At 41.5% G+C, this 25,861-nt stretch carries 25 protein-coding genes; 19 read left to right on the forward strand and 6 right to left on the reverse strand.

The features are described from left to right. The first annotated feature begins 356 nt into the window (after nucleotides 1-356). From LEPBI_RS06750 to LEPBI_RS06760, 3 genes are all read left to right on the forward strand, one after another. On the forward strand, nucleotides 357-812 hold the full coding sequence (locus tag LEPBI_RS06750) for a MarR family winged helix-turn-helix transcriptional regulator (protein WP_226992900.1): 456 nt from the start codon (nucleotides 357-359) through the stop codon (nucleotides 810-812). Further along, on the forward strand, nucleotides 809-1,378 hold the full coding sequence (locus LEPBI_RS06755) for a hypothetical protein (protein ID WP_012388366.1): 570 nt from the start codon (nucleotides 809-811) through the stop codon (nucleotides 1,376-1,378). Before LEPBI_RS06750 ends, LEPBI_RS06755 begins: the two co-directional genes overlap by 4 nt. A 174-nt stretch (nucleotides 1,379-1,552) precedes the next feature. Then, a complete protein-coding gene (locus LEPBI_RS06760; protein WP_041769988.1) occupies nucleotides 1,553-2,206 on the forward strand; it encodes an adenylate/guanylate cyclase domain-containing protein in 654 nt (217 codons plus the stop codon). Nucleotides 2,207-2,254: 48 nt separating this feature from the next. Here LEPBI_RS06760 and LEPBI_RS06765 read toward each other — a convergent pair whose 3' ends face one another. Next, on the reverse strand, nucleotides 2,255-4,081 hold the full coding sequence (locus tag LEPBI_RS06765; protein WP_012476237.1) for an AAA domain-containing protein: 1,827 nt from the start codon (nucleotides 4,079-4,081) through the stop codon (nucleotides 2,255-2,257). Further along, nucleotides 4,066-4,917, reverse strand: a complete 852-nt coding sequence (locus LEPBI_RS06770) for a tetratricopeptide repeat protein (RefSeq protein ID WP_012388369.1) — start codon at nucleotides 4,915-4,917, stop codon at nucleotides 4,066-4,068. The genes LEPBI_RS06765 and LEPBI_RS06770 overlap by 16 nt, the downstream gene beginning before the upstream one ends. A gap of 79 nt (nucleotides 4,918-4,996) precedes the next feature. Here LEPBI_RS06770 and LEPBI_RS19120 point away from each other — a divergent pair, with 79 nt between their 5' ends. Then, complete coding sequence (locus LEPBI_RS19120) at nucleotides 4,997-5,152, forward strand: hypothetical protein (RefSeq protein ID WP_012388370.1); 156 nt, start codon at nucleotides 4,997-4,999, stop codon at nucleotides 5,150-5,152. 11 nt (nucleotides 5,153-5,163) lie between these two features. Here LEPBI_RS19120 and LEPBI_RS06775 read toward each other — a convergent pair whose 3' ends face one another. Both LEPBI_RS06775 and LEPBI_RS06780 read right to left on the reverse strand, forming a co-directional pair. Next, complete coding sequence (locus LEPBI_RS06775; RefSeq protein WP_012388371.1) at nucleotides 5,164-5,997, reverse strand: crotonase/enoyl-CoA hydratase family protein; 834 nt, start codon at nucleotides 5,995-5,997, stop codon at nucleotides 5,164-5,166. Further along, nucleotides 5,994-6,920 (reverse strand): prolipoprotein diacylglyceryl transferase, encoded by a 927-nt coding sequence (locus LEPBI_RS06780; protein WP_012388372.1) that lies wholly within the window; start codon nucleotides 6,918-6,920, stop codon nucleotides 5,994-5,996. The genes LEPBI_RS06775 and LEPBI_RS06780 overlap by 4 nt, the downstream gene beginning before the upstream one ends. Nucleotides 6,921-7,070: 150 nt before the next feature. On the opposite strand from LEPBI_RS06780, the gene LEPBI_RS06785 reads away from it, so the two are divergent. Then, on the forward strand, nucleotides 7,071-7,517 hold the full coding sequence (locus LEPBI_RS06785) for a DoxX family protein (RefSeq protein ID WP_012388373.1): 447 nt from the start codon (nucleotides 7,071-7,073) through the stop codon (nucleotides 7,515-7,517). Between the two features lie 185 nt (nucleotides 7,518-7,702). Here the strand turns inward: LEPBI_RS06785 and LEPBI_RS06790 are convergent, their stop codons facing one another. Beyond that, on the reverse strand, nucleotides 7,703-8,704 hold the full coding sequence (locus LEPBI_RS06790; RefSeq protein WP_012388374.1) for a M23 family metallopeptidase: 1,002 nt from the start codon (nucleotides 8,702-8,704) through the stop codon (nucleotides 7,703-7,705). Between the two features lie 67 nt (nucleotides 8,705-8,771). Between LEPBI_RS06790 and pcnB the strand changes: the two genes are divergently transcribed. Next, nucleotides 8,772-10,250 (forward strand): polynucleotide adenylyltransferase PcnB, encoded by a 1,479-nt coding sequence (pcnB, locus tag LEPBI_RS06795; protein ID WP_012476238.1) that lies wholly within the window; start codon nucleotides 8,772-8,774, stop codon nucleotides 10,248-10,250. 154 nt (nucleotides 10,251-10,404) lie between these two features. On the opposite strand, the gene thiL is transcribed toward pcnB, so the two are convergent. After that, nucleotides 10,405-11,313 (reverse strand): thiamine-phosphate kinase, encoded by a 909-nt coding sequence (thiL, locus tag LEPBI_RS06800; RefSeq protein WP_012388376.1) that lies wholly within the window; start codon nucleotides 11,311-11,313, stop codon nucleotides 10,405-10,407. Nucleotides 11,314-11,391: 78 nt separating this feature from the next. Between thiL and rplM the strand changes: the two genes are divergently transcribed. The 13 genes from rplM (at nucleotide 11,392) to LEPBI_RS06865 (ending at nucleotide 25,860) form a co-directional block, all read left to right on the forward strand. Continuing rightward, a complete protein-coding gene (rplM, locus tag LEPBI_RS06805; protein WP_012388377.1) occupies nucleotides 11,392-11,844 on the forward strand; it encodes a 50S ribosomal protein L13 in 453 nt (150 codons plus the stop codon). Nucleotide 11,845: 1 nt separating this feature from the next. After that, nucleotides 11,846-12,241 carry a 30S ribosomal protein S9 gene (gene rpsI, locus LEPBI_RS06810; protein WP_012388378.1) on the forward strand — a complete coding sequence of 132 codons (396 nt, stop codon included), beginning with the start codon at nucleotides 11,846-11,848 and terminating at the stop codon, nucleotides 12,239-12,241. Between the two features lie 82 nt (nucleotides 12,242-12,323). After that, nucleotides 12,324-13,511, forward strand: a complete 1,188-nt coding sequence (locus LEPBI_RS06815) for an MFS transporter (protein ID WP_012388379.1) — start codon at nucleotides 12,324-12,326, stop codon at nucleotides 13,509-13,511. 49 nt (nucleotides 13,512-13,560) lie between these two features. Beyond that, nucleotides 13,561-16,320: an alanine--tRNA ligase gene (gene alaS, locus LEPBI_RS06820; protein WP_012388380.1), complete on the forward strand. Its 2,760-nt coding sequence runs from the start codon at nucleotides 13,561-13,563 to the stop codon at nucleotides 16,318-16,320. A 36-nt stretch (nucleotides 16,321-16,356) separates the two neighbouring features. Next, nucleotides 16,357-16,854 (forward strand): YajQ family cyclic di-GMP-binding protein, encoded by a 498-nt coding sequence (locus LEPBI_RS06825; protein WP_012388381.1) that lies wholly within the window; start codon nucleotides 16,357-16,359, stop codon nucleotides 16,852-16,854. 77 nt (nucleotides 16,855-16,931) lie between these two features. Beyond that, on the forward strand, nucleotides 16,932-19,916 hold the full coding sequence (locus LEPBI_RS06830; RefSeq protein WP_012388382.1) for a DNA translocase FtsK: 2,985 nt from the start codon (nucleotides 16,932-16,934) through the stop codon (nucleotides 19,914-19,916). Nucleotides 19,917-19,956: 40 nt separating this feature from the next. After that, nucleotides 19,957-20,658 (forward strand): LolA family protein, encoded by a 702-nt coding sequence (locus LEPBI_RS06835; protein WP_012388383.1) that lies wholly within the window; start codon nucleotides 19,957-19,959, stop codon nucleotides 20,656-20,658. A 19-nt stretch (nucleotides 20,659-20,677) separates the two neighbouring features. Beyond that, nucleotides 20,678-21,778, forward strand: a complete 1,101-nt coding sequence (locus tag LEPBI_RS06840) for a helix-turn-helix domain-containing protein (RefSeq protein WP_012388384.1) — start codon at nucleotides 20,678-20,680, stop codon at nucleotides 21,776-21,778. After that, nucleotides 21,778-23,124, forward strand: coding sequence for a MiaB/RimO family radical SAM methylthiotransferase (locus LEPBI_RS06845; RefSeq protein WP_012388385.1), 1,347 nt, complete (start codon nucleotides 21,778-21,780; stop codon nucleotides 23,122-23,124). Before LEPBI_RS06840 ends, LEPBI_RS06845 begins: the two co-directional genes overlap by 1 nt. Continuing rightward, nucleotides 23,124-23,870, forward strand: a complete 747-nt coding sequence (gene pgsA, locus LEPBI_RS06850) for a CDP-diacylglycerol--glycerol-3-phosphate 3-phosphatidyltransferase (RefSeq protein WP_012388386.1) — start codon at nucleotides 23,124-23,126, stop codon at nucleotides 23,868-23,870. The genes LEPBI_RS06845 and pgsA overlap by 1 nt, the downstream gene beginning before the upstream one ends. Next, the gene (gene trpD / locus LEPBI_RS06855; RefSeq protein ID WP_012476239.1) at nucleotides 23,851-24,879 is read left to right on the forward strand and encodes an anthranilate phosphoribosyltransferase; all 1,029 of its coding nucleotides are present in this window, start codon (nucleotides 23,851-23,853) and stop codon (nucleotides 24,877-24,879) included. Before pgsA ends, trpD begins: the two co-directional genes overlap by 20 nt. 26 nt (nucleotides 24,880-24,905) lie before the next feature. Beyond that, on the forward strand, nucleotides 24,906-25,229 hold the full coding sequence (yajC, locus tag LEPBI_RS06860) for a preprotein translocase subunit YajC (protein ID WP_012388388.1): 324 nt from the start codon (nucleotides 24,906-24,908) through the stop codon (nucleotides 25,227-25,229). Nucleotide 25,230: 1 nt separating this feature from the next. Beyond that, entirely contained in the window at nucleotides 25,231-25,860 is a 630-nt protein-coding gene (locus LEPBI_RS06865; RefSeq protein WP_012388389.1) for an SRP-less Sec system protein, read from the forward strand. Nucleotide 25,861 lies beyond the last annotated feature (1 nt).

Below are 25,861 nucleotides of genomic sequence, written 5' to 3' on the forward strand. Positions count from 1 at the left end.
TTTGTTTTTACTTCCGATTTAAGTAGCAGTGGTGTCTCCATTGCCTCTCATTATCCGAAGTTTTTTAAATGAGTGTATCCCCATTCCTCAATTTTGAAATTTATTTGTAATCTATTAATTATGGCAAATATCAAATTTTGAATTCTGGAAACTTCTGGATAAACCCATACAAAATAGAATATCCAATTCAATTTACAGTAAAGACCGAACTACGAATAGAAAATTCTTCAAAAATTAGAGTTTTAGGATTTACATTTCATATATGTCTTAGAAGCTAAGATATATATGAAACAAGATATATTAAGAATAAGATATCTAATAAATAAGATAAATAGAGGCAAAGAGAAATGGATCCAATGAAAATAGAAATTTTCAAACAAACAACACGTCAGTATTTTGAAACAGCTCTTCTGATGCACGAAACCATTGCATCACATGTTGGTCTTTCGGGGACAGACCATAAATATTTGGGATATCTCATTGAAAACGGTGAGATGACAGCGGGGGAACTCGCAAAATTATCAGGGCTGACAACCGGTGCTATCACTGGTGTCATTGATCGTTTAGAAAAAAATAAATTGGTGAAAAGGAAATTTTTACAATCGGATCGAAGGAAAGTGATCATTGTGCCAAATTTAGAAAAAGCAAACCAACTTTTTTCACCAATCTTTAAGAAATTACAAAAAGAAACAGACCTTTTGATTTCAAGTTTTACAAGTCGAGAATTGGAAGTGGTTCATCGGTATTTTGAGTCTGCGATCGGAATCATGGATAAAATGTCTAAAAATTTAAAGGAATGGAATGATATATGAATGGAAATTTAGAAAATTGTTTCGGATTTGCGTTAACGATTGGGATTCCCGATTTAAACATTTTTGTTTCAAACCATTCTGTATCCATTGCTAAGTTTTCTTTGGTTTTAAATTTATTGATTTATTTTATGATGAATGGAGCACAGATATTTGAAACATTCGTTTTTATACCACGTTGGGCGAGTGGCAATGAGCCAAATTTGGGAATTCTAAGTACTGAGTTTAAGTCTGCTGATTTAAAATACTTCTGGATTCTGTTTCACTCAATTCACGAAATCATATTTTTAGTATCACTTTTCTTCTGTTATCAAATAGAAGGGATCGGGAACTATTTGTGTTTTCTTTTTATCTTTCATATGGGTGTGAGAGCTTGGACAATCATTTATTTTGCAAACAAAATCATATGGTTCCAATCATTGGCAAGTTCAATCAAGAAAAATTCACCTAAAGTTATCAATGAAATTAGGAAATGGATTTTTTGGAATTATTTCCGAGTTAGCATCTATCTTGGAATTTCAATTTGTATGATACCTCTTGCCATTAGAATTCTAACAGTGAATGGGTAAGGAATTTTATAGATAGGAATTGGTTGTTCTGTATTAGTCGAGCATTAGCAAATCGGCAGAACGGTTGGTCCAAGAAATTTGGTTTTGATCTACATCTTTTCGCAGAGGCAATGTTTTTTAGCTTTTGTGATTACCTTTCTTGACATTTTACTTTTTTTTGTTATATTCCCTATCATGGGACAAAAACGCACCATTGCCACCTCCGCCTCCGAAGAACGATTGGAAAAACTTTTGGAGGAAAGACTCACCGAAGGTTCCAATCACGAGATCATCGACAAACGGATTTGGGATTTATTTGGTGAGACTTGGTGTGTGATGTTTACGGACCTTTCTGGATTTTCAAGAGGGGTTGCTAAATTTGGGATCATACATTTTTTACAAACGATTTACGAATCCCAACGAATCCTCATTCCCGTCTTAGATGAGTTTGATGGGATCCTGATGAAGGACGAAGGCGATAGTTTGATGGTCCTTTTTCGTAATACCAATAAAGCCATCCAATGTGCCATCCAAATGCAAAAAGCCTGCAAACGTTACAATGAGGGAAGAATTGCTGAAGAACAGATCCTTCTTTGTGTGGGTCTCGGTTATGGAAAAATATTAAAAATTGGGGATACCGATGTGTTTGGAGCCGAAGTCAATGCCGCATCCAAGTTAGGGGAAGATACGGCCAAAGCTTGGGAGATCCTTGTGACAAGTGCTGTCAAAGAAAATGCAGACGAAACTACGGATTTTGATTTTGAACCCATTGCAGAAATTCCACCTGGATCCGATGGTGCGTTTAAACTTCTGTACACACTGGATGAACCAAAGTGGGTTGTTTTATAAATTGTAAACTGAACTTGGAAGTTACAATTTAAAACCGAAAATCTTCTTTCAGTCTAGAAATTCATAAATGGAACGAATTTCTCCATTGGATTCGATGTAATTGTACAAATCCTGGAACTCTTTATGACGACACAAGGTAGATGAGTCTCCGATCAATATGAGGTGGGACTTGGCACGGGTGAGGGCCACATTCAAACGTTTGGGATTCATTAAAAAACCAATTTCTCCATCAGGATTTGATCGGACCAAACTTAAGATCACAATTTCAGATTCCCGGCCTTGGAAGGAATCAATGGTTTGACCAATCCAACGCCCATCTGCTCTTAGGTTTAATTTGTCCACCTGCCCTCTGTAAGGTGATACTACAGCTGTTGTTTCTTTTGGTAACCCTCTTTCAAAAAAAGTTTCAATGAGACCAATTTCTGTTTCATTGAAAAAACTCATCTCTTCACCTTCTGTTTCTTCGGAAGTATCACTGCCCGCTGTATCAACCCATAAGATTGGGGTATCGGATCCGAAGATTTCAGAAAACGGGGGAGAAGTTAAAAATGTGAGATTGGGATGAGTGAATACTTTGTTTTCGTAATAGGTCAGATTGGGAAAACCGAGGATCTCGGGTTTCATGCGGAATTGTTTTTCTAAAAAGATGGTTCGTTCCCCCGAATCCAAATCGATCACTTTTTCCAAAAAACTAGCAACAGTTTTGTGGTCTGGATGGGAATAGTTCACTCCGAGTTGTTTGGGATCTCCAAAAAAGAAAGTTTTTTTCCCTGAAAACATTGCCATATAACAGCCAGGGTCTACACTTTGTGTGGCTTCATCTACGAATGTATAATCAAATTTCCTACCTTTTTTAAATTCATTACCAAAACCTGCAAACGTAGAAACAATTAGTTCACTTGTGTCTAAGAGTTTGGTTCTGATTGTGGATTCTTGTTCGCGTATGGTATGGACTAGAAACTTTGCTTCTTTTCGCAGATTGTTACGTTCTTCTCGTTCTTCCTTGCCAAAATTGCGTTTCCAGGAATTGATTTTTTTTTGGATCACTTTCAATTCGGTTTGCCAATTTTGGATTTGTTTTTGATCGGGATGGGTTTGGATGAGGTGGTCTAGGTGATAAGGTAATACTTCTTCTTTGATTTTTGTGGAGTTACCCAATCGGATCACACGAATTCCCTTTTGGATCGCAAGCTCTACAATGTAATCGCAAGCAAAGTTTGTGGGACAAAGTGTAAGCACTGATTCCTTTTGTTGTGTGATCTGTGAAACAGCTTGCATGAGTAAGGTGGTTTTTCCGGTTCCTGGTGGTCCAAAGACCATTCCAAAATCGGAAATGGAAAAAATCCGTTCCAAAGCGGTGAGTTCCATCGTTTTTTTGGGAGGGGAGGGTTTATCACCCAGTCCATAACCGAGGGCCCATTTTAGTTTTTTGTAGGAATCAGTTTCTTTTTCAGCTCTTACTTTTCCGATGATTTCATTGTACAAATCATAAGTGGATTCGGGGAACCATTTGGAGATAGAGTATGTTTCCGCGTCCCATTCATAATCTCCGCGCACTTGGATCACAAGTTTTGGTTCATTCCATTGGAATATGTTTCCATAAATGGATTCGTTTTGGTTTTGTAAAAGGACTGGTACTCCTTTTTTTAACCAACGTTTGGATTTGAGGGAAACATTTGCTACAAATTCGGCTCTCCAAGTATTTCCCACCACGAATCGAAGGTCTACAAGTTCAGCGGATTTGATGGATTGGGTTTCCGATTCTTTTTCTAAAAATAGATTTCGTTCCTCTTCCCGTTCTTTGGACAATATAGAAGTAATATAATCCAATTCTTCTTCTAATGAACCAAACGTTTGTTTTATGGTTCTTCCCATTCGATGTTCTCCAAGGTAGTAAAAAATCCATTCCTGAGGAGTGGTGCAAAATCGATAAAATCAGCGGCTTTCAGATACAAAGAATCTTCTATTGAATAGGCTTGGATTAAATTATTGGCAGCTTCGTCTACTTTTCCCAATCGGCAATGTGCCCTTGCCAAAATGATGAGAGTTTCGGGATCAATTTCTTTACAATATTCAATATGAGTTCGGATTGCACTCAGTGCATTTTCTGGATCTTCTGCTTCCAGGTAACAGAGTGCCAGCAAATCATAATGGAGGAATTCTTCTGGAGCCACCATTTTGAGTGATTTTTTTAAGGAAGCAAGAGCCGAGTTAAAATCTCCTCTGGAAAAATACAAAGACCCAAGTTCCGCCCAAATGTCTTTACGGTCGATGCCTCGACCATTACTCAGATGTTCTTGGGAGAGTGCTTTTTTTAAAACTTCAATTGCTTCTTCGGATCGTTCCATGTCTTTTAATAATGAAGCAAGTAGTAAGTAGTTTTCTAAGTAAGAAGGGAACTGTAAGATACTTTTTTGGAGTAGGACTTTTGCTGATTTGAATTTCTTTAGTTTGATGAGATATCGCGAGTATACCGTGATACTCAAAGGGTGAGATGGATAGTTTTGTACAATATCTTGGAATAAACTTTCGGTTTCTTTTGGATTGCCAACCGAATACAAACACCATGCTTTTTTGGCTTTGATTTTGATCAGGGCCGATTCGTCTTTCGTGTATGCTTCACTTTGTGCATACAAATTGAATGCCCGAGTGAAATCCTTTTCTTCTTCCAATTGTTTTGCTTCACGGATCAGAGAAAAAAAAGGTTTCATCGATCTTTTTTACTTCAGGAAATCACTGATTCGCCGATGGGTAGAATAGGGAGTAAAGATTGTAAAAGGAGGTCCTATCATGGTTCCATCTACACCTATTAACCCAATTGTCAATTTGCCAAAGGAAATTTTCCAGGCACAAAACCAACTGACTGAAAAACTGATGAAGTTGGCAGTGGAAGAAAAACTGGGTCCTGTGGCAAAAAGCGAAAGGTTACTCGACATTTATTGTTAAACGATTGGGTCTCAATCGTCCACTCGGGTTTCTGGATTGAAGACAGGTCGTTTTCGTTCCATAAACCCACCGATGGCACTTCGGAAATCTTTGGAATCGAGCATACTTGCATTCCAAACCGCCACGTAGTCCAAACCTTCTTCAATGGTTTTTCCTACTCCATGATTTAGCACTTGTTTGACGCCTCGGATTACAATTGTTGGATTTTCAGCTATTTCATTCGCCGTTTTGAGACCTTCTACCAATAAAGAATCAAAGTCTTTTGTGACCTTTGTCACAAGTCCCATTTGAAAGGCTTCATTTGCCGTAACGTCTTTTCCCGTGAGGGCAAGCTCTCTTGTATGTGCATTTCCAATCAAATGGGGGAGTCTTTGTAAGGATCCCATGTCGGCAACGATGGCGACTTTGGATTCACGTAAGGAAAATACAGCGTCGTCAGATGCATACCGAATGTCACAGGCTGATACCAAATCCAGTCCTCCACCGATACAATGTTTTTGAACTAGTGCAATCGATGGTTTTTTGGAATTGTAAACAGCGTTGATTCCTTTTTGCATCGTGAGAATGAGTTGGTAAAGTTTTTCTCGACCATCTGCGAATTCCCCTTGGACGACGGGTTTGAAGTCTTGGAAAAATTCCTCCAAATCAAGTCCTGTCGAAAAAGATTTTCCTTTGCCTGCGATCACAAATGCATGGATTTTCGGATCAGCATCAATCTCTGCCACCATATCCGGAAGGTCACGCCAAAAAGGCCAGTTCATGGCATTTCGTTTTTCAGGACGATTCAACCAAAGGATGGCGACGTTTTTTCTTCTTTCGATGGTAAAAAATGGAGATGGATTCATACCTTTCCCTCTTCCTTTAACCAAAGTTTTTTGGAGACCATCAAATAAACACCAAAGAGTATGAGAGCAATGGAGATGTACTGTGATTGTGAAAATCCATGCCAGTAGTATCCAGTAAGAAAGGTTGGGTTTCCATTCGCATCAGGAATGTTCACAAGAGTTGGCGGATCCATAAACGGAATCACTGCTTTGTTCACTCGTAAAAATTCGATGATAAGACGCGCAAAACCATGGATGATGAGAAACTGCGCACCAATGCTCCACTTACGAAAGTTTTGGTATCTAGCCCAAAATTGAAAATAGGAAAAATAAGCAAATGCCATAATGGATTCCATCACGGGTGTATTCCATACTGGAACTCCTGATGGATGAGCTCCGTGGAATTCAAAGACAAAAAAAGGAATCCGTTCGTCAGTGGCAAAACCGTAACAACCATCCCCACTCACAAAACAACCTAACCTTCCAATCGCATAACCCATGCTAATTGCAGGAATGACGGCATCGTAATAAGCACCGACATCGAGTTTATGGTAACGGAAGTATAAAGTGATGAATAACCAACCAAAGAGAAGGCCTCCAAAAAATACGAGTCCACCTCCACTGAAGAGAGAAGACCAAAGGCCTGGGTGGCCAGGGAATCCGTTCCAATGTGTAAGGGGGTAAGTATACTTTCCATCATACCCAGGGACATCGATGAACACTTGGTCCCAAATTTCAAAGATAAAGAATATTTTTGCCCCAATGAGTGTGCCTAAAATCCCAAGGAAAATCAACCAGTCGGAATGGCTTGGGTCTAGTTTTTTACGCTCCAATTCTTTGGGAAGGAGGTAAGAACCAACAAGAAAGGCTAACATCATAAGAAGGCTGAAAGTGGACAGACCCTCCCAGCCAAAGGGATTGGGAATCGGAATTCGATCTAACATAGGGGAAAGGGTAAATTCTCCGCTCACAGGGGAAAGGAGAATTTCAATACCAAAAAGGGAGAAAAATGGAGGAAAAAATAGGTCGGAATTGTCTTGACACTAGATGGTTTAATATTAAACTAACCAATATTGATCTAAGGAGATTTCACTATGTTTGATTTTTTATTTTCCACTTCCGGGGACATCATCCCTCTCATCCTACGCATCACGGCCTTTGTTGTGATTTTCCCTCACGGCGCCCAAAAACTACTCGGTTGGTTTGGAGGATACGGATTCAAGGGAACTTATGGTTTTTTCACAGGTACCATGAAATTCCCAGGCATCCTAGCCGTTCTCATCATCCTTGGTGAGTCCTTTGGATCTGTATTGTTGCTCGTTGGTTTTTTCACAAAATTTGCCGCACTATCGATCGCCATCATCATGATTGGTGCTGCGTTCCTTGCCCATAGACAAAACGGATTTTTCATCAATTGGAATGGAAACCAAAAAGGGGAAGGGTATGAGTTTCACATTTTGGCTGTTGGACTCTTACTTGCCCTTATCGTCGGGGGAGCCGGTGTGTATTCAGTCGATTTTAACCTAATCGGCAAGTTCTAACTACAATTCAATTGAGAGTTTGTTTGCTCTAAACCGGGTAAACAAAAAACATTTGGAACCAATACCAACCTTTTCCAAGAGTCATCTAGGAAGGTTGGTTTTTTATATGAGTGTCGCTAGAATTTTGCCTACTTGTGATTGAAAACAGTAAATCATTGTTATGCGAATTTGGCTTTCTGCTTCATTCAATCTAAGTTGATGTATTCTTCAGGATCAAGCGGGGCATCGAGTCCAATCCGCACTTCGTAGTGGACGTGAGCACCCGTTGCCTTACCCGTTTGGCCGACAAGGGCAATTTTATCTCCCCGTTTCACGCGGTCACCTGGGTTCACGAGGATTTGAGAGCAGTGCCCATACAAGGTAAAGAATCCATTTTCATGGTTGATGCGAACCGATTTTCCAAGCCCACCCACAGCAGTATCCACGGCGATGATCCCAGGGCCTGTGGCATAAATGGGTGTTCCTTCTCCCGCTGCAAAGTCAATCCCAGAATGGTATTCCCCCACAGGCAAGATTCCAAATGGATCACTGCGGTATCCAAAAGTAGAAGTGACAACTCCCACACCAGGTTTTAGGGGCCGACCCCTAGGCATGGAATAAAAAATACTTTCCCGCATGGACAAATAATCGATGGCATTTTGAAAATTAGGAACGAGGTTACCGAGTCTCACACCAAACTGTGTGTAGGTGGTGACCACTTGTTGGAAGAGTAAAAGATTGGAATCGAGTTCACTTGCATCCTTACGAAACTCTTCTTTTAAGAGGTAGTCTTGTGTGATCATTTCCTTTTCGGGGATTTCCTCCCAAGCAAGTAAATTGAGTGATTCCGTCATGGATTCCAATTCTTCCACAGATTCCCGAAGGTCTTTGGAAAGAAGGTCATAGAACAAAAACGATACTAGTTGGGTTTCTGTTTTTTTCTCTAAGGAAAGATTTCGTTCAAAGAAAAAGGAAAAATAAAGGAGGAGGCCAAAAGACAATAAAACAAGGGAAAGAGAAAGGCCAAAAAGAAACCCAAGCATCCCGACAGAAATTTCGATTTGGGCGAGGGGTTTTTCATCATTGGGGATGAGGACAAAACTCACCTTCTCACGGCTTCGGGAAATCCACTTTTGTAAGCGTTTTCGCCACCGTAAATGCGCAATTTGGAGCCTTTCGTAGGCGGTTGTGACGTAAGTTTCTGCCAATGTTCGTTATCCAGCCAATTTTTTCCTTGCCCATGCCATTTTTCAGGGGAAAGTGGATGAATCCAATATGTTTAAATTTCTCACTTCTCTTTTCAGAAAGAAAGCCGACTCTGTCGATTCCTTTTTGATGTACCCCGAGGGAAAGAGATACTATCGAGAAACTCACTCCATACGCAGGGCCAATATCGATGAAGATGCCATCAAAATCATCAATCGATTGAACAAGTTTCGTTACAAGGCCTATTTAGTCGGTGGAGGAGTCAGAGATCTGCTGATGGGCAAACGCCCAAAAGATTTTGACATTGTCACAAGTGCGACACCAAACCAAATCAAAAGGGTCTTCAATAACTGCCGAATCATCGGTAAACGATTTAAAATTGTACACATCATTTTTAAAGGTAAAATTATTGAAGTCTCCACGTTCCGATCATTACCGGAACATCGTTTGGAAAAACACAAAGCAGAAAACGATTATCTCATCAAGCGGGACAACTCCTTCGGTACAGCAAAGGAAGACGCGGCAAGACGCGACTTTACCATCAATTCACTGTTCTACGATCCTAAAAACGATTCCATTTTGGATTACGTTGGCGGATTTGAAGACATCCAAAAGAAAATCGTAAGGGTCATTGGTGATCCTGATATTTCCTTTAAAGAAGATCCAGTTCGTATGTTACGAGCGGTTAAGTTTTCCGTTTTACTCGGTCTCGACATCGAGAAAAAAACCAAACTTGCCATCAAAAAGAACCGACTGGAACTCGAAAAGTCTTCTACTGCGAGACTTCTTGAAGAATACAACAAGATGTTTCGTACATGGAAAACTTCCATCATCTTTGAAGGTTTGGCGGAAAACCATCTCCTTGATGTATTGTACAAAGAACCAACTGATAAGTTAAAGAAAACGGATCCGGAATGGCGTGAACATTTTATGGACACTCCACTTGGGAAAAGACTCGCTGTGACTGACAAACTCCTCTCGGCCAGAGAAGAGATGACTCCTGCGATATTTTATTCGTTAATCTTTTACGATATCGTCAAAGATCTTTATGAAAATGATCGTGGCCACTTAGCGCATAACATCAAAGAAAGTTTACAACCAGTTTTCGAACGTATGGGTATCCCCAAACGTGAACAAGATAACTTGGTGAAAATTTTTATCAGCCAACCTCGTTTTCAAGTCACTGACGATGAAAAAGAAAGGCAAAATACTTTCTTCAAAAAGAAAGATTATTTTTACGATGCGTTTATGGTGTATAAAATTGTCGCCATTTCCGAAAACAATGAAGCCGCCGTACAAAGTGCCTTCTTTTGGGAAATTTCACTCAGACAAAGACCAAAACCGGACAGCCATCAGTTTGGCCAACAGAATCGTAAAAAAGAAGGGAATAAAAAACGCCCACCAAGGAAAAAACACAGGGATCGAAGGGGTGGAAATCCAAACCAAAGAGACCAAGATTCCCAAGGGAACCATTCGAACCAATCTGGAAAAGAGGATTCAAATGAAGGTCGTAATTCTTCATTCGAACACCAAGATTCGGAAGAATAAAAACCTGTCGATTCGTATCCTGTAGAATCTCTCCATAACTCTCGTCAAATGATCTTGGGAGTTATGGAAGGATCACCCAATATAAGATTTTAATTGTCGAAGACGATCCCACCACAGCCGTAGAACCAAAAGTAGAATTTAAAGTGACTCTTCCTTATTCCTCTTCCGCAAAATGAAGGAATCCTCGTTCGGATGGAAGGTAGGGTTTTCCGGCCTTCGAGAATTGGACACCAGGTTTTCCCGCATCCAATTGGCCGATCATGGTAACGGGAATCGAATGGATTTCATTTGGTAGGATTTGGGGAGATAAAAATAAAAGTTCCAATTCTTCGCCCGACCCAAGACAGACATCGAGTCCTAATTTTTCTACGGCAAACGGGTGTAAGGGGATGGACTCTACTTGGATTTTCAGTTTTCCTTTCGAAGCAAGAGCCAATCTCTCTGCGTCTTGGATGAGACCATCCGTGATGTCCATACAGGCATGGATCCGATAGCGAGAAAGTGGTGTTTGTAAGACCTGTCTCGACTTTGGCAATAGATGCCTTTGGATCGCATCTTGGTAGCGGCGGTCTTTCCAATTATTTTTGAGGCACTGGTAACCAAGTTGGCTTTGGCCCAAATCTCCCGTGACATAGAGGAAATCACCTGGTTTTCCTCCAGAACGAAGCCATGGTTTTGTGACCGTTCCCACCACTGTGAGGGTGAGTTGGGTTGTGGGAGAGGAAAAGGTGTCGCCACCAGCCAGTTTCATCCCGTAATGGAGGAGGGACTTTCGGAAGGCCTTGGAAAAGGTTTGGACCCATTTTTTTTGGCGAGAATGAGGGGAGAGGCCTAGATTTAAAAAGCACTCTTTTGGAACACCACCAGAAGCTGTGATGTCGGATACATTCACTTCCACAAGTTTTCCTGCAAGGACTGCCGGACTTGACCACTCATGAAGGAAATGGGTTCCCTCCGAGAGAGAGTCGGTTGTCACAAGGCGGTTTGGTGCCAAAAAGTAACAGTCGTCCTCGGGGGGAGGCGTTTTACCGAATAAACTACGTATGATTTCTGATTCTTTCAAAGCTTGGTTTCCAATAAATTTGTTTGACCCGGTGTGAAAACCGAAAATCCTGACATAAAAGAGGAAAATCTCGTACTTATGGAACTATTGTCTAAAGCCCACAAGACCCCTTCTATCGCAAAAGAAGCCGTACAAAAACAGTGGTTTGTTGTGGACGCAACTGATAAGACTCTCGGAAGATTGGCAAGTCAAGTCGCTTCCCGACTTCGCGGAAAACACAAATCTACATTCACACCGAACCAAGATTGTGGAGATAACATCATCATCGTTAATGCTTCGAAAGTTGCGGTCACTGGTCGCAAAAGAGAACAAAAAATTTACTACCACCACTCAAGATACCCAGGTGGTATGACTGCCATTGCGTTCCACAAACTCATCCAAGAGAACCCAGAACGTGTGATCATGGAAGCAGTCAAAGGGATGTTGCCTAAATCAAAATTAGGTGACCAAATGTTAAGAAATTGCCGCGTGTTTGCTGGTAATGACCACAACCTAGGTGCACAAAAGCCCCTAAAACTGGAGTTGAATTAATATGGCGCAAAAAGCAGTTTGGGCAGTTGGCCGACGCAAAACATCTGTTGCACGAGCAAAAATCGCATCGGGAACAGGAAAAATCACAGTCAATCATAAAGATGTAAAAGATTATATCAAAAACGGAGACCATTTGGTTCGCCGTGCTCTTGAGCCTCTATTTGTTTTAGATGCTCGTGACAAATACGACATCGCTCTCAATGTAAGTGGTGGTGGAGTGGTTGGACAAGTAGGAGCGATTCGTCACGCTGTGGCTCGCGCACTTGTTGCTTTCAACGAATCTCTCAAACCTACTTTGAAAAAAGAAGGTTTCCTCACTCGAGATAGCCGTATGGTGGAACGTAAAAAATACGGTCTACACAAAGCTCGCCGGGGAACTCAGTTCTCAAAACGTTAATCGGAAAATTCCTCTTTTTTCCGATACGCGAAGCCTCCTTCGGGAGGCTTTTTTTTTCTCACTCGTCTAACACTTACCATCTATGAACCAAATCATCTTTTACCTTGCTTTTGCTTTTGGAACGTTTGCCAGCAGTTGTTTTTTATATTCCATCATAATTTTTACTCAAACCCTAACGGTTGTAAAAGGGTATTCTGGGCTTGTGTTTTTTTTCCTGTTTTTACCATTTCCAATCTTCTTTTTGTACACAGGTTATCTTCTCGATCATTATTCAAAAAAATGGGTTGTGGTGAGTTTTCAGTTTTTTTTGTTTTTATCAGCTTTACTCCTTGGTTCTGCCACTTGGATCTTTGAATCATATCCCTATTTGTTATTACCTTTGGCTTTCCTGAATGGAATTGGAATGACTACCGTTTTGCCAGGAAGGATGGCACTACTTCGGGAAGTGATGGAATCACATAGGCTTGTGTTTCATACCATCGCTGGAAATTTACTTCTGATTGTTTCCTTTGGTATGAGTCCGCTTGCGGTGGGGTATTATCGAGAATCCGAATCTTATACCAAATTGTTTCTTGTTTTGGCGGCCTTCCATGCAGTCTCAATGTTCGCCTTTACTTTGTTAAAGACAAAACGAACTGAGAAACCAAATCTGTCCCCATCAGAAATCCCTTCTTTGACAAACCACCTCAAATTGGTTTTAGGTTTTTTAAAAGCGGATCCCGTCTCCAAACAAGTGATGTGGATTGCGGTATTTAGTATGCTTGCGCTTGGTCCCATCCAAGTGGTGCTCCCCAAGTATGTGAAGTTAGAACTCGGACTGGGAGAGTTGGCACGTGGGTCCGTTCTTGTCTTCCTTGGGCCCGGATTGTTTTTAGGTGGGATCCTAACGATTTTTTTCCACCACTTGGAACGAAAAGGTTTCGTTTTGCTTCTCGTATTTGCACTCTCGTCCGTTTTCTTTTTGGGATTTGTTCCCTTTTATGAAGCAAAGGCCACTTCGTTGTTCCTCTTTTGTTTTGGTGTCACAGGTGGAATCCTTTCCAGCCTGATGCCTGCCATTTTACAAAAACGAGCCGAGGATGGACTCCGAGGGAGGATCCTCTCTTTGTATACGGTTTGTTTTCAGTTCACTCCAGCTGTCTCTGGATTTTTTGCCAGTGTCGTTTCGGATCACTTGGGAAGTTTTTGGACATTCAGTGGACTTGGGCTTTGTTTCCTTGTGATTTCTTTCTTTTCTTTCCTTCGGTATACGGAATTACGGCAAAGTTAATTTCGAATTTCCTTGCCCTAGGAGGCAAATCCGATTTCCGTGTAAGTGTATGAAGTTCAAAACGGTCCAAGAAATCGCTAGGTTGTACACGAATTACTTCCAAGATAAAGGGCACACCATTGTGCCATCTTCTAGCCTCATCCCCAAAGGGGATCCCACACTTTTATTCACAACCGCAGGTATGGTGCAATTCAAACCACTCTTTACAGGAGCGGTTGAGTTACCTTACACAAGGGCCGCCTCCGTTCAAAAATGTGTGCGTACGACCGACTTGGAAGTGGTGGGGAAAACAGAAAGGCATTGTACCTTTTTTGAAATGTTAGGAAATTTTTCCTTTGGGGATTATTTCAAAAAAGAAGCCATCGAATACGCGTTAGATTTTTCTCTCAACCATTTAGAAATTCCAAAAGATAAAATTTGGGTCACGATTTACTTAGATGATGATGAAGCCAAAAAGTTTTGGATGGATCTCGGGATTCCTGAAGAACGAATTGTACGTCTTGGCAAAAAAGATAATTTTTGGGGTCCAGCTGGTGACAGTGGAGCCTGTGGTCCATGTTCTGAATTGTATTTGGATAGAGGTCCCGAAAAAGGTGGCCCAACTTGCGGAAACAATCCAAACTGCAAACCTGGTTGTGACTGTGATCGTTATTTAGAATATTGGAACTTGGTTTTTAACCAGTTCAACCAAACAGTCTCAGGCGAACTTTTACCACTCAAACAAACAGGCATTGATACAGGGTCTGGACTGGAACGAGTGGCCATGTTATTACAAGAAGTGGACTCGGTGTACGATACCGATGAATTAAAATCCATCATCAAACAAATTGAAATCCTTTCTGGTTATAAATATGACGAAACCACAAAACAATCATTTCGTGTGATCACAGACCATTCACGGTCTGTCTTTTTTTCACTTGGTGATGGAATTTACCCTGACCGCACAGGTCGTGGTTATGTGATTCGTAGATTAATCCGCCGTGCCTCACTATTTGCAAGGAAACTGGGAATCCACGAACCATTTTTATACAAACTCGTTTCGACATTAAAAGATTTATATTCCCTTCGTTACCCAGAACTAAAAGACAAAGCCAAAGACATCGAATCCATACTCAAAAAGGAAGAAGAATTATTTCTTCATACTTTAGAAGTGGGCCTCGAGGAATTGGAAACCGTTTTAGAACATCTAAAAAAAGAGAAACAAACCGTTGTTACAGGAAAAGAAGGATTTCGATTGTATTCCACTTATGGGTTCCCAAGAGAGATGACAAAGGAACTTGTCGAAGAGAGAGGATTTTCCTTCGATGACAAAGGATTTGAAGAGGAATTGGAAAAAGACCGTTATTTGTCGCGGGCTAGTTGGAAAGGAAAAAAAATCCAATACCTCACAGGGTTTTCTGCATCCCCTGAGTTAAAAACAGAGTTTTTAGGTTATACCGAAACAAAAGCCAAGTCAAGAGTACTTCATTTATTTGTGGATGGAAAATCGGTCACTTCCACCAAACAAGGGGAAGAGGCAGTGATCGTTCTCGATAAAACTCCTTTTTATGCGGAAGGCGGTGGACAAATTGGAGATACTGGATACTTAAAAAAAGAAGGGTTCCAGTTCCAAGTCCAGGACACACAAAAAGAAAATGATACCTTCCTTCACATGGGAATGATTTTGAAAGGGAATCTTTCTGTGGGTGATGTGGTAGATTCTGAGATTGAAGTGGAACGCAGGCAAAATCTGGCAAACCACCACTCCGGCACACACTTGTTAAATGGTGCTCTGCGAAGAATTCTTGGATCTCATGTAACACAAAAAGGTTCCATTGTATCTGCTGATTACCTACGTTTTGATTTTTCTCATCCCAAAGCTCTCTCCAAAGAAGAAATCATTCAAATTGAAACCGATGTGAATGAGGCAGTGAGTGCGAACATTCCTGTCAAAACGGAAGTTTTAGAAATTGGACAAGCCAAAGAGTCTGGTGCCCTTTCTATGTTTGATGAAAAGTATGGAAGTGTTGTCCGTGTGATTTCGATGGGAGATAAATCCAAAGAATTTTGTGGGGGGACACATGTTTCCAACACCAAAGAAATTGGATTTTTTGCCATCGTAAAAGAAGGCAGCCCTGGGGCGGGAAATCGTCGGATAGAAGCCATTTGTGGTGAGTCGGTTGTGAATTATTTTTTACACCAATTCCAAACCTTGGCATCTAAAATTGAGACTCATAATTTGTCCGCCAAGGAAACGTTTGGTGACCTGAAAGAGTTTGGGATTACAAAAGAGGTTCCTTCTCCCGAAATCTTACAAACTATGTTCCACCAAGATGGAAAGGAAGTGGTAACACGACTTCGTAAACTTCGGGAAGAATTGGAAATTGAATTAGAAGAGAAATCGAGTGCTCTTTTCAAAGCCAAAAAGAAAAGGGAACAAAAAGAATTCCAAATGAATCCAGAGCTTGTGGATGGATTATTACAAAAGGCCCATCACTTTCCGAAAGGAAAGGTAGTGACAGAAGTGTTTCCATCGGTTGATGCCAAGTCCCTCAAAGATTTAGCCGATTCACTCAAAGCCAAAGAACCAGAAATTTTATGTTTGTTTGGAACAACGGAAGGGGAATCATCTACTCTTGTCTTTATGTGCAATAAGGTTCTGAATGAAAGAGGGATCCATTGTGGAGACATCTTAAAGGAAACCTTGGTGATGTTAGATGGAAAAGGGGGAGGTCGACCCGACATGGCGCAAGGTGGTGGTAAAAAACCAGAATCTGTAGCAAAGTCCTTAGAGTTTGCCTTATCTCTTGCAAAAATAAAATTATCGTAAAATCTTTTTTATAAGAAAAACAATTAGGAGAAACCAATGGCACAAGATCCATCCTTTGATATCGTATCGAAACTCGAACGGCCTGAATTACAAAATGCGGTCTCACAAGCAATGACGGAGATCCAAACACGTTTTGATTTTAAAGGATCCAATTCCGAAATCAAAATCACCGATGACCAATTGGTTTTGACTTCTGAAAACGAAATCAAATTGAAACAAGTGATCGATGTCCTCACCACCAAGATGGCAAAACGGGGGATTGGCCTGAAGGCCTTTGACTTTGATTCCAAGGTCGAATCAGCGACAGGACAAACGGTTCGGATGAAGGTAAAAATCCAAAATGGTTTGGACAAAGAACAAACCAAACAGATCACAACCCTCATCAAAGACCAAAAACTAAAAGTGCAAGCAACGATCCAAGGGGATTCGGTGCGAGTGGTTGGCAAAAAGAAGGACGATTTGCAGGAAGTGATGGCCGCCATCCGCAATGCCAATTTCAATTTTGATGCGAATTTTACGAACTTTAAGGGATAATTTCTAACGAATAAAGAAAGCCTTTTGGCTTCCAAAATTTTTCTGTCTATGTCTCGAAACCGTCCGATATTTCCCGTATGGACCCTAAACAATCCGTATGGGGATGGAATCTGCCTAGAAAGGACTTCCTCCCGTATTTATTTGTATTTTCTGGTGTATTTTTACTATTATCCCTTTTTTCTTTCCAAGAAGGTGAGGATGGTTCGCTCTTCAATTGGTTTGGAAGGCTTGGGCATTACATCGCCCTCACACTCTTTTATTTACTCGGAAAATCTTCCTTTTTACTTGCTGGATTTGTTTTACTCTTAGGTGTCCTTTCCCTTAGAAACCCTGAATTTGACAGCCTCAGTAAGGCATTATTTTTTCCCATTTTTCTCATCGCAACCACTGTCAGTCTGAACCTTCTGGAAACTCCCTTGGGTCATGTGGGAGATAGCGGTGGGATCCTTGGGCAATTTTTTTCATGGATCTTTTCCTATCTTTTTGGGGAAACGGGGCGAGTCCTTGTGGTTTTCTTTTTGTACTTATACTTTGCCGTGATTTGGCTCGAAGATGGGGCCTGGTCCTATACCTTCTCCACCATCCATTCCGTTTCCGAAAAACTATACCACCTCATGGGTGGTAGAAAAGAATTCCCACATTTGAAATTACCCTCCTTTTTGGAATCGGCCATTTCCACTCGCCGTGCTCCGGCATCAGAACTGAGACAAAAAGATTGGTTCCAAGTGAAAACGGAAGGGGAATCCAAGGAAGACCTCGCCGATCATTTTTGGAATGTGGTTGCAAGTGAAACTGGTCCATCTCCCATGCAGAGGACAAATCCTGGGAGATCAAACGGACTTTGGGCCAAAGATTCGTTAGGATCATCTCAAGAAGAATCGCCTGAGTCTGGAAAGGGAAACCAAACGACCGTTCGATTCCAGAATACAAAACATTTTGGTGGTTTTTTTGATGCTTCTGGAAACGTGTTTCGTTTCCAAAAACAAAACGTAAGCCCTTCTTCCCATGCGAAACTCACAATGGAATCCAAAACTCGCATTGCGCTCACAGACAAACGCCGAGAGGAAGAAACGGGTGCCGATGGATTCGATGATTTCCAGGAAGGAAGTTTCGAATCCAAAATCCGATTCCAATTTCCTGAAGCCAAATGGAAACCTAAATTGGAAATAGGAGCCACACTCGACAATGTAGAACTTCCTAAATTAGATCCCATCAAACAAACATTTGGTGATGTTGGTTCCTTGTCCCAAACTCGAAGTTTGACAAGTGTTTCCGATTTAGAGGAAGAGGAGAACTGGGACGACTCCGATTCATTGGATGGCGACGACGAAGAAGTCAATCCAGTTGAAAACCAAACACTCACCATCCCGATCCCAGAATCGGTTCGTTTGTCCCTTGTGGAAGAAACTGGTTTTGAAACAGAGAAATTTGATGGAACCACTGATGAGGAAACTGACTCCATTTCTTCTGAAGAGGAGGAAGGGGATTTTGAGGAAGAAACCTTAGAAACTCTCGCAGTGGAAGAATCTTCTCCACTGGTTCGCTCCAATTTGAGCGCTGGAAACTTCGGTAAGAAAAAACCGATTCCCAAGGAAACAAAAACAGAACAGGAACTTATGTTTGGTTCCATGGTTCCCAAACCCAAATTGAAAAAAGGGAAGTATTATATCTCACCCAGGTTACTTGCTTCCCACCAAGTCCCTGTTGCCAATATTTTAAAAAATGATTCGGAACTGGATCTCATTGCCAAAAAAATCGAAGAGTCCACTGGCCACTTCGGAATTGAATCGAAAGTCATCACGAAGGAACGAGGACCCATCATCACCCGTTACGAGATCACCATTCCCAATGGGATCAAACTAAATCGGATTGTATCCTTATCGGATGAGATCAGAGCCTACCTCGAAGTGAAAAACATTCGGATTGTGGCACCTATCCCTGGTAAGGCGTCGATTGGGATTGAAGTTCCTAACCGCATCCGGGAAGATGTGTTTTTGTCCGAGATCTTAAAAGACACCATCCTCCAACAGAAAGCAAAAGACCTTTCGATTTGTATTGGTAAGGACATTTCCGGGAAACTTGTGATGATTGATATCGCCAAACTCCCTCACTTACTGGTCGCAGGAACCACAGGGTCTGGAAAGTCAGTGAGTATCAATGCGATGATCACAAGCCTGATCTGCACCCGTTCCCCAGAAGAAGTGCGATTCATTATGATCGATCCAAAGATGGTGGAGATGACTTTGTATGAAGGGATCCCACATCTACTGATGCCCGTCATCACTGATCCGAAAAAAGCAACAAAGGCATTGTCTTGGGCCATCCAAGAAATGGAGAGTCGTTACCAAATGATCTCCCAATTGAAAAGTAGGGACTTTAAAAGTTTCAATGAGAAGGTGGACGAGTATGCCCATGCCAAGGGTTTCCAGAAACTCCCATACATTGTGATCTTCATCGATGAGTTAGCAGACCTCATGATGGTTTCGGGTAAAGACTTAGAGGAACAAATCCAAAGGATTTCCCAAAAAGCAAGAGCGGTGGGAATCCACTTGGTCATGGCCACCCAAAGGCCTTCGGTGGATGTGATCACAGGGGTCATCAAAGCCAACTGCCCTGCTCGTGTGGCCTTCCAAGTGGCACAAAAAACAGACTCGCGCACGATTCTTGATACGAGTGGGGCAGAAACACTCCTCGGAAAAGGGGACTTTTTGTACCGCTCGCCGACCTCCAGTGACCTCATGCGAATCCAGGCTCCCTACATTGAAGAGAAAGAAATTGATTCCATTGTGGAAGAAGCCAAAAAACAAGGGGCTCCCGCGTATGTGGAAATGAACTGGGAGGATGAGACAAATATGGAAATGGCTTCTGATGAAGACGAAGAACTCTTCGATGAGGCTTGGAACATTGTTGTCACGGAAAAAAAAGCCAGTGCCAGTTACTTGCAACGACGGATGAGGATTGGGTACAACAAAGCGGCAAGGCTTATGGAACTTATGGAAATGCGAGGGTATGTATCTCCGCAAATCGGGGCCAAACCTCGAGAAATCTTACGTTCAGCGTAAATCATCGACAAGAGAAGTTTGTCTGAAAAACTGGGAATCTATGAAAGTATGGATCGGATTTTTGTTACTTGTTTTGGGAGTTTCTTTGGAGGCCCAAACAAGTCCGGCTCACAATTGGCATTCCCCTTCGGAAGTGGTCAAAAAGATCAAAAAAAACTTCAGCGAAATCAATTCGTATTCTGCTGATTTTCTCATCAAAACGGAAGACAACAAAAAAGAAAAACAAATGCGTGGGAAATGTTTCTACAAACGTCCCGGAAAAATCAGATACAATTTTTCAGAACCAGACGGGGACGAAATTGTATCTGATGGAAAAACACTCCATATCTTTATCAAACGATTGGGTGCTGTTGGCAAACAAGACCTGACCCTTGATCGCAAAAATTCTTCAGGCCCCATCTTTACCACAAACAGTCCCGATGGTTTAAACCGTCTCTTTCGCAAATACCATTATAAATTTGATACCATCGAACAACCACGTTCGATGGGAGACAGTGCCAAATACTTTGTTCTCGATCTGGACCAAAGGGAAAAAATTGGTGGGTTCGAAAAGATGAAACTCTTTGTGGATTCTGAATCTTACTTAATCAAAAAAGCGGTCGCAACAGATGGCCGTGGCAAGGTCACAACGATTTCATTTTCAAACATTAATTTTTCGGAAGAAATCCAAGATGGAGTTTTCAATTTTCATATGAGCGGGAACGCGAAAATTGTCAACAACCCACTTGTCTCTGAGAACTAAACTTAAAGAGGAGTTCATTTTGAATACAAAACGAGTTGGTCAGATCCTAAGAGAAGCAAGAGAAGACAAAAAACTTTCTGTGAAAGATGTCGCAAAAGAAACAAACATAGCGGCAAAATACATCATCGCCTTAGAAACAGAAGATTATTCTCAGTTCCCAGCAGAAACCTTTGCCCTTGGTTTTTTAAAAAACTATGCCAGTTATTTAAAACTCGATACAGCCATGTTGCTCAATTTGTATCGCGGGGAACAAATCGAAGAATCACAAGCACCACTCGAAGAACTCACTCGTCCCACAACCACTCCCTTTAGTTTAGACCGCAATAAAATCATAAGCCTCGTCTCCCTATTTTTATTTGTGATTTCCGCTTACATCATCTACATCAGTTTTGAAGACTCTGGATCCGTTTCTATGGATGAGGACAACACAGAAGTCAGCCAAAATGTGGAACAAACAAACAGTTCTGACATTCCTTCTGGTATCAATTTTGTCTCCCAAAGTGTTCCGGAAAATGCAAGTGTTCCCTTTATCCTCACAGAAGACCGTGGTGTGAGTTTTAGTGTGAACAACCAACAATGTAAAATGTTCATCAAAGGTGTTTCCAATGGAAAGGCCAATCTTGGTTTCAATATCTTCCCTGAAAAAAATGTATATTTTTTCCAAACAGCAGAGGGCGAAGAAACCATCCTTTCTTATAAAATTGAAGAATTGGCATCCCTACGTCGTGATATCCGAGTGGTGACCCAAGCTGTCACAGAGAAATCGGCAAAAGTCCTTGTGACCTTAAAAGAAGAAAGGGAAGGTGTGGCTGTGAAATCTCCTGTAGGAGATGTTCCGATCCAAGTCACATTGTTTTTTTCCAAACCAAGTTATGTTGAATTTGTATTGGATGGCCAAATGGGTGAGAGAGGTCTCGTTTCTGCAGGTGAAGTGAAACACTTAGAAGCACGTGACCGTCTTGAAATCAAAGTGGGAGACGGGGGAGCTGTGGAGATGGTCCAAAATGGAAAAGAACGAGTGGTTCTTGGAAAACCAGGAAAACTTGTGAAAAAAATCTTCATCCGCAAACCAAACCCATATGATTCCACACAATCCATCATTGGAGAGTTAGGCGAATAATGCCGAAGTCTTTGGAAAACACAAACGAAACACCCAAGTCGTTTTTCATTACAACACTTGGATGCCCAAAAAACACTGTGGATTCAATGGCCATGCACCAGTCCTTATTAAAAGAAGGACTACTTCCGGCAGCAGGCCCCGAAGCAAGTGATTTTCATTTAGTGAATACATGTACCTTTATCCAAGATGCTACCAAAGAAACCATCCAAACCATTCTCGATTCCATTGACATTAAAAAACAAAATAAACAAAAGTTAGTTGTTGTTGGATGTTTTGCAGAACGTGCGGGAAAAGAAATTTCTGACGATCTACCAGAGGTGGATCTCCATTTCGGAACAGGAAAATACGACAAAGCAGGGGAAATTTTACGAAAAAATTTCCCTCTAGAATTCAAAGACTTAACCGAATTCAACGAAGACCTTCTCGAAAGGCTTACGACAAGTAAAGGAATTGAAAACTATTCCAAACCATATTCGTATGTGAAAATTTCAGATGGTTGCAATCGGGGTTGTCATTTTTGTATCATACCGAATTTACGAGGGAAATACAGAGACACAGATTCGAATGATGTCTTAGAACAAACAAAACTGGCGGTAAAAGCCGGTTCCAAAGAAATTTGCCTCGTCTCCCAAGACACTGTATTTTATGGCAAAGACACTGACAAACTGATGGATTTGGTTCGTTCTGTTGCCGCTGTGGAAGGGCTTGAAATCTTACGACTCCTCTATTTGTATCCTGATAAAAAAACAGAAAAGTTACTCGATTTGTACAGAGAAATTCCTAAAATTGCTCCGTATTTGGAAAGTCCCTTGCAACACGTTTCTAAATCTGTTTTAAAATCCATGAACCGCACTGGTGATTATGAATTCTTTAAATCCCTATTCCAAAAAGCAAGGGACATCCGTCCTGATTTAGAAATCCGCACTTCGTTCATCCTTGGATTTCCTGGGGAAACCATGGAAGATGTCGAAGAGATCATTCGATTTGTGGAAGATGTGAAACCTGAGAAAGTCAATTTGTTTCCCTACTCTCCCCAAGAGGGAACAAAGGGTGCTACGATGGACGGCCAATTGAAGGACAAAGAGATTGCACGCCGCGTGAACCTTGTAAGGGAAGCCTATCTTGGAACCTTAAAGACCATCCACCAAAACCGAATTGGCAAAATTTACCCTTGTGTCGTAGATGAAGTGTTAGACGATGGAGCCATTGTCCGCCGCCTCCAAGATGCACCTGAAATCGATGAGGTTGTCTATGTCGAAACGAAGGATTTAAAACTGGGCCAATTTGGAAAGGTCAGAGTGGATTCGTTTTATGAACTGGATATGTCAGGGACTTGGGTGGATTAGTGGAAGATTGGAAAACCATTGCCAATATCCCAAACCTACTCACGGTTCTTAGGGTTCTTGCCTTACCGTTTTTTATCTTTGCCTTATTCCAAAAAGAATGGGAATACCAAATTTTTGCCTTTGTGATATTTGCACTCGCTTCCCTTACCGATTTAGTCGATGGGTATTTGGCACGGAAATGGAACCAACAAACCGAATTCGGAAAATTCCTCGACCCACTCGCCGATAAGTTTTTGGTCATTGGATGTTTTGTTACCTTTTTATTCATCCACGAACCGATTGAAGTTTGGATTGTAGTTCTCATCGTCGGCCGGGATATGCTCATCACCTTCCTTCGTTACATTGCCGTTCGCTCAGGCAATAGCCTACGTACTACCATGATGGGAAAAGTCAAAACGGCTTTCCAGATGGGAGCCATTCTCATCATCCTTGTTGTGTTTATGCTCATCTCAGGAAAACGCCGTGCCATGATCAATGAAACCTATGCCTTGGGAAAACTCGCTGGTCTTTCGACTTTGGAGGTGGCTTCCCAAAATGTGTATGAGTTTTATACTTTAGTGAAAACGTCTGAGACTTTGAGTTTCAAAGATTTTTTTGATTCCATTGCTTCTTTTGTTCCTTATTTTGGAATGTTTTTTACCACTTTCATCACTGTGATTTCTGGCCTTCGTTATATCGTGACCAATTACCAACTATTAACCTTTTCCAATCTCAAAAGGATTTTTTATGACCGCTCCCACAATTAAAGAAATCCTCCACCAAGTGGTGGCGGGACACCATTTGGTGGAAACGCACGCCGAATTCTTTTTGAATGAAGTAATGGATGGAAACGTCGCAGAACCCGTGCTTGCTTCTTTTCTCACAGCGATGAAAATGAAAGGGGAAACGACGGACGAATTGTACGGCTTTGTCCGTGCGATGCGTCATCATGCGATCAAACCAAAAAGCAGTTTCGGTTTTGATTTTTTGGATACCTGTGGGACGGGGGGAGATGGAAAGGGGACTTTGAATGTGTCCACTCTTTCGGCTCTGACTCTTGCCAGTCTTGGCCACAAGGTTGCCAAACATGGAAACCGGTCAGTTTCTTCTCTTTCGGGAAGTTCTGACATCCTTTCGGGACTCGGATACCCTTTGGAACGAACCCATGAGGAATCTGAATCAGAATTTGTCAAAACGGGATTTGTGTTTTTATTTGCACCGTCTTGGCACCCTGCGATGAAGTATGCGGGACCTGTTCGGGCTGCCCTCGGTTTTCGCACTTTTTTTAATTTGATCGGACCACTTTCCAACCCATTTGCACCCACCCACCAAATTGTGGGGGTCTATGACCGCTCCCTTTGTTTGCCAATGGCAGAGATTTTAGGGAAATTGGGTTTGAAACAAGCCATCGTTTGCCATTCAGAAGATGGTTTGGATGAGTTTTCCATTTTTGAACCGACAAACTACGCCCATTTTGACGGAAAGACCACTAAAGAACTGCGATTTGATCCGAAGGGACTGAATTTGGCCCCCCGGGAACTCGATCGAAATACAGTGTTCTCTTCTTCGAAAGAAGGAGCCGAGGCACTGTTTCGGGCCGTTCTGGAACCGAGTGAACCGACGGGTGGCACGGCGATGGTTGCTCTGAACGCGGGTGTGTCTCTGTTTTTACTCGGTGCGGTGAAAGACATTCCTTCCGGGTATGAAATCGCCAAAGAAGCTCTACTTACGAAAAAAGTTCTCCGATTCGTTCGTGAAACATTGAATTTAAGATAAGGCCTGCAAACATTGGATAAATAGCTATGCTCAATTTAGAATTTTTAACTTCACAATTCCTAATCCTTGCCCAAGAAGAGGGTGCAAAGTCCTCTCTTCAGTCACTCATCATCATTCCGATCATGCTTGTCGCAATGTACTTTCTTGTGATCCTTCCGAACAAAAAAGAAGAGAAAAAAAGAAAAGAAATGATCGGTAACTTACAAAAGGGTGATACCGTCGTTACGAGTAGTGGCCTTCACGGTAAAATTGTCGAATTCAAAGACAATAACGAAACCGTAGTACTCAGTGTATCTGCCAATACGAATGTAACTTTTGATACAAGTGCCATTCTAAAGAAAAAAGTCTAAGATGAAACATTTCTTCTTTTTACTTCTGATTGTTTTGTTTTCGACCTCCCTCTTTGCGCAAGAGGGTTTGGATTTTTTGGACAAGGTGAATGATAAACCAAAATCCACCACCAAACCCAAAGAAGACACGGTTCAATCTCCCACCAAAAAACAAAACAATGTAGTATCGACAACTGGTACCACATCTGGTAAAAAGAAGAGATCCAAAAAGAAATCAAAACAGAACCAACTCACGACAGAAACTCTCCCACAAAACAACAATTTTGTGAACGCACAAAATGTGAATCCAGTAGTGAACGATAAATCTCTGAATCTTGTGGATAAACAACCCGTGCTAGTGGAAGAAGAGGAAGTGGTTTCGAATGCGTTCTGGATGGATTCACAGGTCACTGCTGAACCCGTAGGCCTTCCTGGTTTTAGTGGAGACTTAAAAATTGGGAACAAAGAAATTTCTAACCCTGGATCGGAAACTAATGTTTCCAAAGATTCAGGAAAATCATTCTTTAGTTTTTCTGATTTTTTTGCTAAATACAAAAAAGCGATGATGATCCTCGGTATCATCATCCTCTTTGCTTTTTACAGACTTAGATCCGCACGTCCTGGCTCTAGCAGCCGTTCTTATAGAAGATAAA

The organism is Leptospira biflexa serovar Patoc strain 'Patoc 1 (Paris)', assembly GCF_000017685.1.
GTDB lineage: Bacteria > Spirochaetota > Leptospiria > Leptospirales > Leptospiraceae > Leptospira_A > Leptospira_A biflexa.